This window comes from Vibrio cincinnatiensis DSM 19608, assembly GCF_900167345.1.
Taxonomy (GTDB): Bacteria; Pseudomonadota; Gammaproteobacteria; order Enterobacterales; family Vibrionaceae; genus Vibrio; species Vibrio cincinnatiensis.
Genome location: NZ_FUXB01000001.1, coordinates 86,142 through 98,891, shown reverse-complemented (window position 1 = coordinate 98,891; position 12,750 = coordinate 86,142). Strand labels below are relative to the sequence as shown.

12 protein-coding genes and 1 pseudogene are annotated in these 12,750 nt (G+C 45.1%); 6 read left to right on the top strand and 7 right to left on the bottom strand.

What is annotated here, in order from left to right; genetic code table 11:
• Positions 1–32 precede the first annotated feature (32 nt).
• Genes B5D54_RS00505 through B5D54_RS00495 form a run of 3 tightly spaced genes read right to left on the bottom strand, consistent with a single transcriptional unit; the run spans position 33 to position 1,908 of the window.
• Positions 33–527, bottom strand: a complete 495-nt coding sequence (locus tag B5D54_RS00505) for a cyclin-dependent kinase inhibitor 3 family protein (RefSeq protein ID WP_078924514.1) — start codon at positions 525–527, stop codon at positions 33–35.
• Positions 528–538: 11 nt separating this feature from the next.
• Positions 539–1,540: an ArsJ-associated glyceraldehyde-3-phosphate dehydrogenase gene (locus tag B5D54_RS00500; protein WP_078924513.1), complete on the bottom strand. Its 1,002-nt coding sequence runs from the start codon at positions 1,538–1,540 to the stop codon at positions 539–541.
• Positions 1,541–1,566: 26 nt separating this feature from the next.
• Positions 1,567–1,908, bottom strand: coding sequence for a metalloregulator ArsR/SmtB family transcription factor (locus B5D54_RS00495; RefSeq protein WP_078924512.1), 342 nt, complete (start codon positions 1,906–1,908; stop codon positions 1,567–1,569).
• Positions 1,909–2,243: 335 nt separating this feature from the next.
• On the opposite strand from B5D54_RS00495, the gene B5D54_RS00490 reads away from it, so the two are divergent.
• From B5D54_RS00490 to phoU, 5 genes are all read left to right on the top strand, one after another.
• Positions 2,244–3,266: a substrate-binding domain-containing protein gene (locus B5D54_RS00490; protein ID WP_078924511.1), complete on the top strand. Its 1,023-nt coding sequence runs from the start codon at positions 2,244–2,246 to the stop codon at positions 3,264–3,266.
• A gap of 65 nt (positions 3,267–3,331) precedes the next feature.
• Positions 3,332–4,717, top strand: coding sequence for a phosphate ABC transporter permease subunit PstC (gene pstC / locus B5D54_RS00485; RefSeq protein ID WP_078924510.1), 1,386 nt, complete (start codon positions 3,332–3,334; stop codon positions 4,715–4,717).
• Positions 4,718–4,733: 16 nt separating this feature from the next.
• On the top strand, positions 4,734–6,104 hold the full coding sequence (gene pstA, locus B5D54_RS00480) for a phosphate ABC transporter permease PstA (RefSeq protein WP_078924714.1): 1,371 nt from the start codon (positions 4,734–4,736) through the stop codon (positions 6,102–6,104).
• 54 nt (positions 6,105–6,158) lie between these two features.
• On the top strand, positions 6,159–6,950 hold the full coding sequence (gene pstB, locus B5D54_RS00475) for a phosphate ABC transporter ATP-binding protein PstB (protein ID WP_172459900.1): 792 nt from the start codon (positions 6,159–6,161) through the stop codon (positions 6,948–6,950).
• 24 nt (positions 6,951–6,974) lie between these two features.
• Positions 6,975–7,718 carry a phosphate signaling complex protein PhoU gene (gene phoU / locus B5D54_RS00470; protein ID WP_078924508.1) on the top strand — a complete coding sequence of 248 codons (744 nt, stop codon included), beginning with the start codon at positions 6,975–6,977 and terminating at the stop codon, positions 7,716–7,718.
• 181 nt (positions 7,719–7,899) lie between these two features.
• Here phoU and arsB read toward each other — a convergent pair.
• The 4 genes and pseudogenes from arsB to B5D54_RS00450 all read right to left on the bottom strand — a co-directional run bounded on the left by arsB (position 7,900) and on the right by B5D54_RS00450 (position 10,764).
• Positions 7,900–8,920: pseudogene (gene arsB, locus B5D54_RS00465) on the bottom strand (ACR3 family arsenite efflux transporter).
• A 218-nt stretch (positions 8,921–9,138) separates the two neighbouring features.
• Complete coding sequence (locus B5D54_RS00460) at positions 9,139–9,375, bottom strand: thioredoxin family protein (protein WP_078924507.1); 237 nt, start codon at positions 9,373–9,375, stop codon at positions 9,139–9,141.
• Between the two features lie 8 nt (positions 9,376–9,383).
• Entirely contained in the window at positions 9,384–10,400 is a 1,017-nt protein-coding gene (locus B5D54_RS00455) for a permease (protein ID WP_078924506.1), read from the bottom strand.
• 184 nt (positions 10,401–10,584) lie between these two features.
• Positions 10,585–10,764, bottom strand: coding sequence for a hypothetical protein (locus B5D54_RS00450; protein WP_078924505.1), 180 nt, complete (start codon positions 10,762–10,764; stop codon positions 10,585–10,587).
• 258 nt (positions 10,765–11,022) lie between these two features.
• Between B5D54_RS00450 and B5D54_RS00445 the strand changes: the two genes are divergently transcribed.
• Positions 11,023–12,747: an SgrR family transcriptional regulator gene (locus tag B5D54_RS00445; RefSeq protein ID WP_078924504.1), complete on the top strand. Its 1,725-nt coding sequence runs from the start codon at positions 11,023–11,025 to the stop codon at positions 12,745–12,747.
• Positions 12,748–12,750 lie beyond the last annotated feature (3 nt).

The following is a 12,750-nucleotide window of genomic DNA, read 5'->3' as shown; positions in this document are numbered from 1 at the left end:
AAAGAGTGGCTAGCGCCACTCTTGTTAAAGGGTTACTTTTTGGCAATCCGTTCGATATAGTCGACTTGTACCGGCTTAGTAAAAGCGCCAGGGCGCAACGCTTGAACTTGATGGATAATACGTGCCAGCGGCCAGCCTTTTTCTAACAATAAGTGCGCCGCCAATAATCCGGTTCGCCCGGAACCACCGAGACAGTGAAAAACGACCTTTTCACCATTCTCTATCGCACGATGTAAAGCTGGGCTTATTTGTGCCCACTGGCTAGCAAATACAGCATCGGGGGCGCAGTCATCTTCAATCGGGGCATGAAACCAGTGCATGTGAGCCTCTTGTACCCGCTGAGCTAACTCGCTCACCCCCTGTTGCTGCATCTCATGCTCATTGATGGCCGTCACCACCGTGGTTCCCCCTACCGCTTTTAGCTGCGCAACACTGTCTGCTAATGACGTGCCTTTCGTGCCAGGGCAAGGGGTTAAGATCAGCGCTGCACCATTGTCTAGCGGCAATTCCCATATTGGATGTGTCATGTTTTTCTTCCTTATGCCAAACCCACTTTACGAACTAACTCAGCCGTACGAGTGGCGTAACCCATTTCGTTATCATACCAAGCATAGATTTTCACCATCCGTTTACCGACCACCATGGTTGAAAGCGCATCAACGATGGTTGAACGCGGATCCCCTTTATAATCAATCGAAACCAGTGGCCGTGTTTCAAAGCCAAGAATGCCCTTCAGCTCATTGTCTGACGCTTCTTTGAGTAGCGCATTGACCGCTTCTGCACTGGTATCACGTTTCACATCAAAAATAATGTCCGTTAAAGAAGCATTCGCTAGCGGGACTCGCACCGCGTGGCCGTTAATTCTCCCCGCCAAATCAGGGAAAATTTCGACGATTGCTGTTGCGGAACCGGTTGTCGTTGGAATCAAGCTCATCCCGCAAGCACGAGCGCGACGAAGATCTTTATGGGGGGCATCCAAAATGGTTTGAGTATTGGTTAAATCGTGAATCGTCGTAAAAGAAGCGTGTTCAATGCCGAGTTTTTCATGAATCACTTTAACAATCGGAGCGATGCAGTTGGTCGTACAAGAAGCAGCCGTCACGATGCGATGTTCTTCGGGGTTAAAGCTATGCTCATTCACTCCCACCACAATATTAGCAATCCCCGCTTCTTTGACGGGGGCAGACACCACAACCCGCTTCACCCCTTGAGCAAGATACTGGTTTAAATATTCACTTTTACGATGCACTCCTGTCGCTTCAATCACCACATCACACCCAGACCAATCCACTGCATTAATCGCTTGTTGTTGCGTTGTGTGAATCGATTTTCCATCGATGATCAGAGCATTACCCTCTGCTCGAACTTCATGCTGCCAACGCCCCTGTACCGAATCAAACTCAAGTAAATGTGCCAACGTAGCAGCATCACCCGCGACGTCATTGATCTGCACAAATTCCATGTCCGGCCAATCATACGCTGCACGTAGAGCTAACCGACCGATACGGCCAAAACCATTAATTCCTACTTTAATCGACATAATTTTTCCTTCTTAAAACCGTATTTTTAGACACAGCACTGTGGGCGTAACTTCATCGCCGCTAAGCGAACCATGTCTTGCTGGTACTCTTCTTTTAAACAGTTGGAATCCACTAATCCTTGAATCTGCTTTCTCATCCAGCCTGGGAGATGTTCTGAGAGACGATAGAAGACCCACTGCCCTTGTCGAACATCCACCACCACACCACTTGAACGCAATAAAGCCAAATGGCGCGAGATTTTCGGCTGACTCTCTTGCAAAGCCTCGGTCAACTCAGCAACACAAAGCAGCTGTTCACGGGCGATCATTAATAAACAGCGAACTCGAGTTTCATCTGCCAATAATTTAAAAAATTGATGAGGAAGCATAGTTATTACCTTATATGGATATGCGTATATCATAAATTTAAAAGGGAGCACGTCAATGCAAGAACTGCGATTGTCATAAAAGTTTCATATAAAAGAAGCCTGCAATAGAGCCGTCATCATAGAGTCACACCACCGTCATAGCATGGTTTCATCTAGCCCCTTTCATTCCGAGTCACCTTTATCCCCTTCCGGCCTGTCACATTATTGTCATATAAGATCCATTTTACTGTCACACAAGCCGATCAGAATTCAACTTAGTTAAACCAAACAAAGCCGCTTACGGAAGGCTAACAAGCCAAGGCGGTTTACAATATGAAATTAACGAGGGAAATATTATGAAGTTTGGACGCAACGCGCTATTGCTTGCCTCAACCATCGCCACGGCTATCTCAGCACCTGCAATGGCCCGAGAAACTATCCAAATTGCTGGCTCTTCCACTGTGTTACCGTTTTCATCGATTGTCGCAGAAGAATTTGGTCAAACGTTCGCCCAATTTAACACCCCAATTGTGGGCTCTGGCGGCTCTGGTGGTGGTTTACGTCAATTTTGTCAAGGTGTGGGAGTGAATACTATTGATATCGCTAACTCTTCACGAGCCATCCGTCCGAATGAATTAGAGAATTGCCGAGCAAACGGAGTAACGGGTGTCATTGAAGTGAAGATTGGTTATGACGGCATTGTTTTCGCGTCACGAACCGATAGTGGTAGCTTCGCACTTAAGCCTGAGCATGTATTTAAAGCGGGCGCAGCGCAACTTCCTCAAAATGGCAAAATGGTCGCCAACCCATACACCAACTGGAAACAGATTGATTCATCTTTACCTGATCAAGACATTCTATTGGTGATCCCTGGTTCAAACCACGGTACCCGTGAAGTGTATGAAGAGAAAGTCGTGCATCCAGGCTGTGAAACCTTGGCTGAAGTGAAAGCGATGGGTAAAGAGGCGAAAACCAGTTTTTGTAATGCCATTCGCACAGATGGCCGAGTAGTTGAAGTGGCGGGTGACTACACAGAAACCTTGGCTCGTTTAGATGCACAACGTAACGCTGTCGGCGTCTTTGGTTTAAGTTTCTATGACCAAAACCGTGACCGCCTCAAAGTGGCTACCGTTAATGGCGTTACCCCAAGCCTAGAGACAATTGCAACGGGTGAATATCCTGTTTCACGCCCTCTGTTCTTTTATATCAAAAATGCTCACGTTGGTGTTGTTCCTGGCCTACTTGAATACGCACAATTTTTCGTAAGTGAACAAGTCGGTGGTATGGGAAGCCCACTAGAAGCGGCTGGCTTGATTCCAATGGATGAAACCGAACGAGCGCAAGTAAGTAACACTATTCGTAACCGTAAAACACTGTAACACCCCAGTGCAGTAAGAGATGTCACATTCATCTCTTACTGCTTGGTGAATTAAGGTAAAAAATCATGAGCAATATGATGCTAATGGTGGTGGTACTGGCGGTGATGGCTTTGGCTTATCAACTTGGCTTAACGCGCAGTAAAAAAGTAGCATCAACCAATACCGGATCTAATCAACGCCTGCATTCTCGTCCTGTCTATCACGGCATGTTGACTTTACTATGGGCCGTTGTCCCAGCCTTTTTGGTACTTATTCTATGGACGATTGTCTCCCCCGGATTGATTCAAAATTTAGTGCTCAACAGCTTACCTAGTGAATATCAACCCGAAACGGCTGACCATGCTCGGGTATTGATGAATCAGCTCCATAACTTAGCCAGCGGCTTTGCGGTCGCCAGTGAATTCAGTGAGTACCAAATTCGTGCCGCTGATTACTTACAGCAAATTCAATTCACCAGCCATCTTCTACTCAGTAGTTTAATGGCAACCTTAGCCGCAACAGGGGTGGTTTTTAGTACGCGCCGTATTCGTCCTGACTTACGCGCTCGAAATCACGTTGAACGAGCCCTACATATTGTCTTAATTCTCTGCTCTGGTATTGCGATTCTTACCACGGTAGGCATTGTGCTCTCTATGCTGGGAGAGGCTTTTCGTTTTTTCAGTTTTGTTGACCCGCTCGATTTTTTCTTTGGCACCACTTGGAACCCCCGATTTTCAACCGTAGGGGTAAGTGGTCAAACTGGGTTTGGTATGCTTCCCCTATTATGGGGCACTTTTATGATTGCGCTTATTGCCCTTGCGGTGGCCATTCCTATTGGATTAATGGCGGCAATCTACCTTGCGGAGTATGCACCTAACCGTGTTCGCTCCGTTGCTAAACCCCTTATCGAAGTCTTAGCGGGAATTCCGACGATTGTTTATGGTTTCTTTGCATTAATCACCGTCGGTCCATTTCTCTCCGAATTAGGCGTTTGGCTCGGTGTCAGTATTCGAGCAACCTCAGCCTTGACCGCAGGTATCGTACTTGGGCTGATGATTATTCCATTTATCTCCTCTCTTTCGGATGACATTTTAACGCAAGTTCCCAAAACATTACGTGATGCCTCATTGGGATTAGGAGCGACAAAGTCGGAAACGATTCGTAAAGTGGTGTTACCCGCAGCCCTACCCGGTATTACTGGAGCTGTTCTTCTTGCGGCTAGCCGAGCCATCGGCGAAACGATGATTGTCGTTCTCGCAGCGGGTAATAGCCCGGTGCTTACCGCAAACCCGTTTGAAGCCGTATCCACCATGACGGTAACCATTGTTAATCAACTAACGGGCGATCTCGATTTCTCTAGCCCACAATCACTGGTTGCGTTTGCTTTAGGCTTAACCCTGTTTGTGATCACCCTGTTTCTTAACATCATCGCTTTGATGATTGTACGTAAGTACCGTGAACAATATGAGTAATGCCATGGACAGTATCATGCAAAATTTAACAACCGCTTCCACTGATGACTCAATACAGCGAGAGCAAACGAAGCAACGAATTGCTCAATCATTAAAGAAACGTCATGCCAGTGAACGACGATTCAAAGCCTTCGGTATGGGAGCCGTCGGTTTAGCCCTCAGCTTTGTGCTGATACTCTTTGTTTCTATTCTTTCAAAAGGCATTCCGGCTTTTTGGCAGGCAACGCTTACTTTAGATGTTCACTTTGATCCGCAAATCGTCAACATCGAACCCAAACCGATCCAAGGACACAATGAGACATCCGCTGAATTCCATCAGCGTATGCTGGCTTGGCAAAGTAATGTTGGCATGGTCAATTTTAATCGCATCATTATGAATAGCTTAGTAAAAGAGCTGCCCGAAGCGGCCCGCTACCAACGTGATGCTCTGCGTCTCGTGACCAGTGGTGAGCGCTTTGCTTTACGCGATATGATAGTCAATGATCCTTCTCTTGTGGGGCAGACCGTGCGTCTGAATCTCTTAGCGGATGCGAATGTCGATGTTTGGCTAAAGGGCAATATTGACCGCGATCTCCCTGATTCTCGTCAACAACTGAGCGCTCGCACTCGGGCTTGGGCCGATCAATTGGCTGAACGTGGCGTGATTGAAAACAAATTCAGCACCGCACTCTTCATGAATGTGGACTCTCGCAGTTCGCTCGCTTCAGCCGGCCTTGCGGGTGCCTTTATGGGCTCTGTCTTTATGATGTTGATTGTGATGGTGTTAGCCGTACCGATTGGCGTAGCGTCCGCCATTTACTTAGAAGAGTTTGCCCCTAAAAACAAACTGACTGATCTCATTGAAGTCAACATCAATAACTTGGCAGCGGTTCCATCCATCGTGTTTGGCTTACTTGGTGCTTCCGTATTTATTTTGTGGTTTAAACTGCCGTTATCCGCCCCGTTTGTTGGAGGGTTAGTGCTAACTCTAATGACCTTACCGACAGTCATCATTGCCACACGTTCAACGCTCAAAGCGATTCCCCCTTCGATTCGCCAAGCGGCACTGGGGATTGGCGCGTCGAAAACGCAGGCCGTATTCCACCACGTATTGCCTCTCGCCCTGCCCGGCATCTTAACGGGTTCCATTTTAGGTATCGCCCAAGCATTAGGAGAAACCGCACCGCTGCTTCTCATCGGTATGAACTCCTTTGTCGCCAGCATTCCAAGTACCCCCATGGATCAATCTACCGCCTTACCCGTACAAATATTTCTTTGGCAGGGCAATGAATTAAGAAACTTTTTTGAAGCACGAACATCCGCAGCCATCACCGTATTGTTGGCACTGATGATTACCCTAAACGCGTTGGCCATTTGGTTGCGTCGACGTTTTGAAACACGTTGGTAAATCAATATGATAAGTGAAGTAGTAATGAAAAATCCGTCTATAATCAGCCCGCAAATGGTCCGCCAACAATCCAAAGCCAGTGTGGTGAAAAGCACCAAAATGGCGGCTCGTGATGTCAAAGTGTTTTATGGCGAAACCGAAGCGCTACACGGCATCAATATGGATATCACAGAAAATGAAGTCGTCGCTTTTATCGGCCCTTCTGGTTGTGGCAAATCCACCTTTTTACGCTGCCTGAATCGAATGAACGACACCATTGATAGTGCTCGCGTCACCGGCTCCGTCACCCTAGATGGAGAAGATATCTATCATCCAAACTTAGACGTCGTTCAGCTACGCGCTCAAGTGGGAATGGTGTTTCAAAAACCCAACCCCTTCCCGAAATCCATCTATGAAAACATTGCTTATGGCCCTCGTTTGCATGGGTTAGTCGATAACAAAAATGATTTGGATGAAATTGTAGAAAACAGCTTACGCCGTGCAGGATTATGGAACGAAGTGAAAGACAGGTTATCGGCACCGGGAACGGGTATGTCAGGAGGGCAACAACAACGCTTATGCATTGCCCGCGCCATTGCCGTAAACCCAGAAGTGATTCTGATGGATGAACCTTGCTCCGCATTAGACCCCATTGCAACGTCCATCATTGAAGACTTGATTGATGAGCTCAAAGGCAGCTATACCATTGCCATGGTGACCCACAATATGCAGCAAGCTGCACGAGTGTCAGACCGAACCGCATTTTTCCATATGGGTAACCTTGTGGAACTCAATGATACCCGCGAACTCTTCACGAACCCTCATGATAGTCGCACAGAAGATTACATTACCGGTCGCTTCGGTTAATTGACGATTTTTTAGGAGAAGTTTATGCCAACTCATCGTATCGATGGGCACACCTCACACAGCTACAACAGTGAACTGCGTTCTATTGTTGATGGGGTTGTTAATATGGGCGATTTGGTGATTACGCAAGTTCGCCATGCCTTAAATGCGTTTATGACAGGTGATACCACCCTTGCTAAGCAAGTGATTGAAAACGATCATAATATTAACTTACTTGAACTGGCGATTGACCAGCAATGTATCGACATTTTGGTCAAGCGTCAGCCCGCAGCGCGTGACTTACGTGCCGTGTTCTCAATAATGAAAGCGATTATGGATCTTGAGCGTATCGGTGATCAATCCAAACGCATCGCTCATGCCGTTTTGCGCTTAAAAGAGCATCATCCGGGTAAAAAGAATTACTTTGATGGAATCGAGTTGCAAGAAGATGCGTTTGAACAGATCAATGCGCACGTCATTAATATGCTACAAAAATCCATGGATGCGTTTCATAACATGAACGCAGAAGAAGCCTTACAAGCCGCGATGTTAGACAACCACATCGACAACAGCTATGGGGAAATTTTACGGCAGAATGATAAAGATATGCTGGTTCAAGGGACACATTACCAAACAATTTTGGAAATTACTTGGATTGGCCGAGCAGTAGAACGTATTGGTGACCATGCTCGTAATGTCTGTGAGTACACCATTTATTTTGTGAAAGGGCTGGATGTTCGACATAAGAAAGATGATGAAATCGCTGAGCTATTAGCAAAAAAACTCTAATCGGTGCTTTACGACTGACCCCAATATGGTAATTTCTGTGCAAGCAGACATCTATAGCCTAAAAAACAGGGATCCCCGCCGACGCGCGGGGATAACAGGAATACATTTTATTCGCCATAAAAGGTCAAATACACCCAGTTGGCTACTTATGGCTAAGCCACCCCACTATCGGTTTAAAAGGTTACTCCTCAAACCAATGGCGAGTACGGTTAGCAAACCATACCAAACTCAACATCACGGGCACTTCGACTAAAACACCGACAACCGTCGCCAAAGCAGCACCCGAATGTAAACCAAACAGAGATATTGCAACCGCAACCGCCAGTTCAAAAAAATTGGAGGTTCCAATCATACAAGCTGGCGCAGCAACGTTGTGCGGCAAACTTATTTTCTTAGCAATAAAGTAAGTGATCGCAAAAATACCATAGGTTTGAATTAATAGAGGAATAGCAATGAGTACAATCGCTTGCGGCTTAGAAAGAATCGTTTCTGCTTGAAATCCAAACAGTAGCACGACCGTTGCTAACAAACCGATGATCGACCATGGTTTCATTCTCGCTAAAAAGACATTGAGTTGAGAGTGATCATTCGCTTTATCCAACCGCTGGCGAGTCAAAGCACCAACAATCAGAGGGATCAACACATACAGCACAACGGAGAGTAACAAGGTATCCCAAGGAACTGTAATATCGGTGATGCCAAGTAATAACCCTGCAATCGGAGCAAAGGCAAAAATCATAATGATATCGTTAACAGAGACCTGAACTAGTGTGTAATTCGCATCCCCTTTGGTTAATTGACTCCAGACAAACACCATGGCTGTACAAGGGGCCACTCCCAGCAAAATCATTCCTGCAATATATTCATTCGCTGTTTGTGGATCGACCCAATGAACAAAAAATACCTTAAAGAATAACCAGCCTAGAAAAGCCATGGTGAATGGTTTCACTAACCAGTTAATCACCAAGGTTAACACTAGACCTTTCGGTTTTTTGCCCACATCTTTAATCGATGAAAAATCGATCTGTACCATCATTGGGTAAATCATTAACCAAATCAGTACAGCAATCGCAATATTGACTTGCGCATATTCAAATTTCGCTACGAGAGTAAAAAAATCGGGGGGCAAGAGAGCCTAAAGCAATACCAGCCAGAATAGCCAATCCTACCCAAACGGATAGGTAACGTTCAAATAATCCCATGAGGGGTCTCCAACTCAATAGAAATGAATCTCGGTAAGAATCAGCGAATCACGGTATCCGTTCACCGAAGAATTCGATGTCGCATCCCATTCGAGACATAAACACATATGAAATATCATATATGTTTATGTCTTATGGTCAATAAAAAAATCACCCCATATTTCATAAAAGACAAAGACGATCGTATCGTCATCTTTGCTGTTACTATGGCACGCTGTCTAATCAGCAAGCCAAGTGGCAATCATATTCGGTTTAGGCATTCCCCCTGCATGAACAACCTTCTCATCCATCACCACCCCTGGTGTCGACATCACACCATAATTCATAATAGTTTCAAGGTCGGTTACTTTCTCTACTTTAACCTCAACGCCTTGTTCTCCCGCCATTTTTTCAATTAACTGAGCGGTATTGACACAATTCGCACAGCCAGATCCTAACACTTTAAATATTTTCATTTTTTCTCCTAAAACTGCCAAAAAGATAAATTAAATATCCACCCGATAATGGTGAATGCAAATAAAAGCAAAGCAAATAAGATCCCGAGCAAACGCCATTGCATCACTTGTTTAAGCATGACAAACTCCGGAACACTTGCCGCAACCGTACTCATACAAAAAGCCAATGTTGTACCAATAGGAAGGCCGTTTTTCAGTAAACTCTCCATAATTGGGATCACACCTGTCGCATTAGAATAAAGAGGAATCCCGACCAACACCGAGGCAGGCACTGACCACCACTGACCAGCACCGAGATGGCTTTCAATCCAACCCTCTGGCACAAAGCCGTGCAAACCGGCACCAACACCGACGCCAATAAAGACCCATTTCCAAACTCGGCCTACAATGTCTTGCATCTCTTGTCTGGCGAAATCATGCCGCTGAGCAAAAGATAGCCCAGATTTTGGTTCCGGTGCGGTTATCTCACCCATTCCATCGCCTTTCCCACTATTTTGTTGCTGTGCTTTTTTCATGGCTTTAGAGGCAAAAGGCTGTAACCAGCGTTCGGCACTAATGGCATCTAAAAACCAGCCACTCAAGATACCAATCAGCATGCCAACCACGACATACAGCAGCGTAAATTTCCAGCCAAGCAAACTAAAGAGCAACAAAATGGCTATTTCGTTGATCAGCGGCGAAGTAATTAAGAACGCCATAGTAATGCCAAGCGGGATCCCCGCAGAGGTAAAACCGAGAAATACAGGAATGCTCGAACAAGAACAAAATGGGGTGATAGCCCCAAAAAAACTGCCCGTAAAGTAGCCATAGAAACGTATTTTTCCGGCTAAATACTGACGTACTTGTTCCACATTTAATGAAGCGCGAAATAGTGCAATCACATAAATCATCACCACCAGTAGTGCCATAATTTTTGTGGTGTCTTCAATAAAAAAGTGCAGAGCATCTGCCAATTTGGTGGCGGGATCTAAAGCAAATATATCGTAAGTTAACCATGTCGCCAGTTGGGTAAAAACGTCAAACATCACTATTCCTCATGCCATTACTGCCGATAGTTTTAAGATCATCAGCAAGTCGTTTATCTATAAGACGGAAAGATGAGGAAAAAGACGCAAAGTTTTTTCTTAGAAAAAGAAGGGAAAGAAAAATGGCACCTTATTTGTGAACTTGATGGGGGTCAGGAGCATAACAAAGTAAGGTGCCATTGGGTTACTCATTGGAAGGGGTTTGCCACTGGCATAACTGAATCATCATGCTTAGGGCCATTCTTTCCCATCGATTCTGGCTCAGAGATAACCGCTGTTGGTAATACTCAGCCATAGGCCCACCAGCACAACGTTTGGAACTTGTCACGTTTCTCATCACTAATTCTTTGGTTAGGCTCTTCATGGTACTTCCCTCTCTCAACATGGAATAAGGTTATTATCCCCAATTTAAGGAAATGAAAAACTGAGATAATTATTTATTTTTATTCCGCATTTAAAGAGAGAAAGTGAATAAATAGAGAAAGAATCTCTAGCATTGACTACTGGCTTCCATATAACTCATTATATTAATGCTAAAAATGAACATTAATGATAAGTAAACAGAGAAGTTTTTCTTTTAACATAAAAAAACAGGAACAACAAATAACTAGGAGATCCTATTTTGTCTATCCTAAATTTGTATCGATACTATCTTCGCTTACAGGAATATGGTATTGAAAAAAATTCAGCCACTACACTTGATGAAATTGCCGATAAACTCTGCACCAGCCCACGCTATGCCAGAAGTTTACTACGTCAAATGCAAAAACATCATTGGCTTACATGGCAACCCAAGGTAGGGAGGAACCAACGTTCCACTCTCTGTTTAACTCAGCCCGCGGATACTCTAAAACAGCAACTCGCCAGTGATTACATTTTACGCGGCCAATATAGCAAAGCATTAACACTGCTTGAGCATAATGAGCAACTGTTTGCCCGCTTACTCCAACACACTTCAGGTGCCTCCATGCACCAAGGGCGATTACATATCCAACTGACTTATCGCCGCTCTTTTCAGCCGCTGCTACCTCATCTCCCACAACGTAACAGTGAGCGCTTTTTACTTCGCCAAGTGTACGCTTGCTTAGTACGCTGTGATGCAGAAGGCCAGATACAACCAGAACTGGCTCATCACTGGCACTATGATGCCGAACGTTTTCAATGGCGGTTTCATCTGCGTCCAGAACTGACGTTTCATAATGGACAACGGATTGATGCTCAAACCATTGTCGAGCTGTTCCAACTTTTGCAGAAACAGCCTGATTACCAAGAAGCATTGGCCCACCTTCAGCATATTAGTGCACCACACTCAAGAGAGGTATTGTTTGAATTTTCACAACCTGATCAAGGCTTTGCTGGATTAATTAGTGGTGTTCAGTATTCAATTCAGCCACCAGAACAACTGCGAAGTCAAACAATGCCATTAATCGGGTGTGGGCCGTTTAAAATACAGAAACAGACAGATAAGCAATTAATACTCAATGCTTTTGAAGATTATTATGGGTGTCGTTCGCTGTGTGATGAGGTGACAATTTGGCTATTTGATCAAGATACAGGCCAAGAAGTGAGCGCCATTCCCCATTCCGGCCGAAGCTGTCAATACTATGTCTCCACAACGTCATCAAGTATAGCGCCGGAGCAAGTAAACCAGTATTCTCGCCAAGAAGAAGGTGGTATTTTTTTATTGATTAACCAAAATGCAAAAAAACCGTTGACGGCACCTCAAAGACACGGGGTACTCCAACTATTTGAACCTCGCCACCTTTCAGAATGTTCACCTTATAATAATCTTGATCCCGCTTACCATATTCTGCCCTTTTGGCCAAAATTGTCACGATTACCCTGCCAATCCAGCTCACTGCCCGAACACATTACGATAGCGGTTTACGACTATGTTGTTTTAGTGGAATACGCCCAAACAATGGCAAAGCAATTAGAACACCAAGGCGTAACGGTGACCGTTAAGCAATATGACTACCAAACACTCACCCACCATGCCTCTCAAGGTTTATTAACCGCCGAACTGGTACTAACGAGTCTCAATTTAGATGATAACCGCCATACCAGTGCTTATCAGTTTTTATACAGTAACCCACTGCTTCACTCCTGTGTGGGGCCACAAACTAGCCAATGGTTAAAGGAGTCTCTGATTCAATTACGCGCCAATACCCCTGTCTCAGATTATTTAACCATTTTGGAACCGTTTGCCTCGAGCCTGATTCACCATGGGCTGATTCATCCATTGTTCCATGAAAAGCAAGTGCTGCATTTTCATAATTTAATTAACAATGCGGCCTTGACCGCTTGGGGATGGCCTGACCTTAAACAAGTTTGGACCTGTGGTTGAAGA

Excerpts from the sequence above, each read along its gene's own strand:
- B5D54_RS00505 (WP_078924514.1), bottom strand. The coding sequence starts at position 527 with ATGACACATCCAATATGGGAATTGCCGCTAGACAATGGTGCAGCGCTG.
- B5D54_RS00500 (WP_078924513.1), bottom strand. The coding sequence starts at position 1,540 with ATGTCGATTAAAGTAGGAATTAATGGTTTTGGCCGTATCGGTCGGTTA.
- B5D54_RS00495 (WP_078924512.1), bottom strand. The coding sequence starts at position 1,908 with ATGCTTCCTCATCAATTTTTTAAATTATTGGCAGATGAAACTCGAGTT.
- B5D54_RS00490 (WP_078924511.1), top strand. The coding sequence starts at position 2,244 with ATGAAGTTTGGACGCAACGCGCTATTGCTTGCCTCAACCATCGCCACG.
- pstC (WP_078924510.1), top strand. The coding sequence starts at position 3,332 with ATGAGCAATATGATGCTAATGGTGGTGGTACTGGCGGTGATGGCTTTG.
- pstA (WP_078924714.1), top strand. The coding sequence starts at position 4,734 with ATGCAAAATTTAACAACCGCTTCCACTGATGACTCAATACAGCGAGAG.
- pstB (WP_172459900.1), top strand. The coding sequence starts at position 6,159 with ATGGTCCGCCAACAATCCAAAGCCAGTGTGGTGAAAAGCACCAAAATG.
- phoU (WP_078924508.1), top strand. The coding sequence starts at position 6,975 with ATGCCAACTCATCGTATCGATGGGCACACCTCACACAGCTACAACAGT.
- B5D54_RS00460 (WP_078924507.1), bottom strand. The coding sequence starts at position 9,375 with ATGAAAATATTTAAAGTGTTAGGATCTGGCTGTGCGAATTGTGTCAAT.
- B5D54_RS00455 (WP_078924506.1), bottom strand. The coding sequence starts at position 10,400 with ATGTTTGACGTTTTTACCCAACTGGCGACATGGTTAACTTACGATATA.
- B5D54_RS00450 (WP_078924505.1), bottom strand. The coding sequence starts at position 10,764 with ATGAAGAGCCTAACCAAAGAATTAGTGATGAGAAACGTGACAAGTTCC.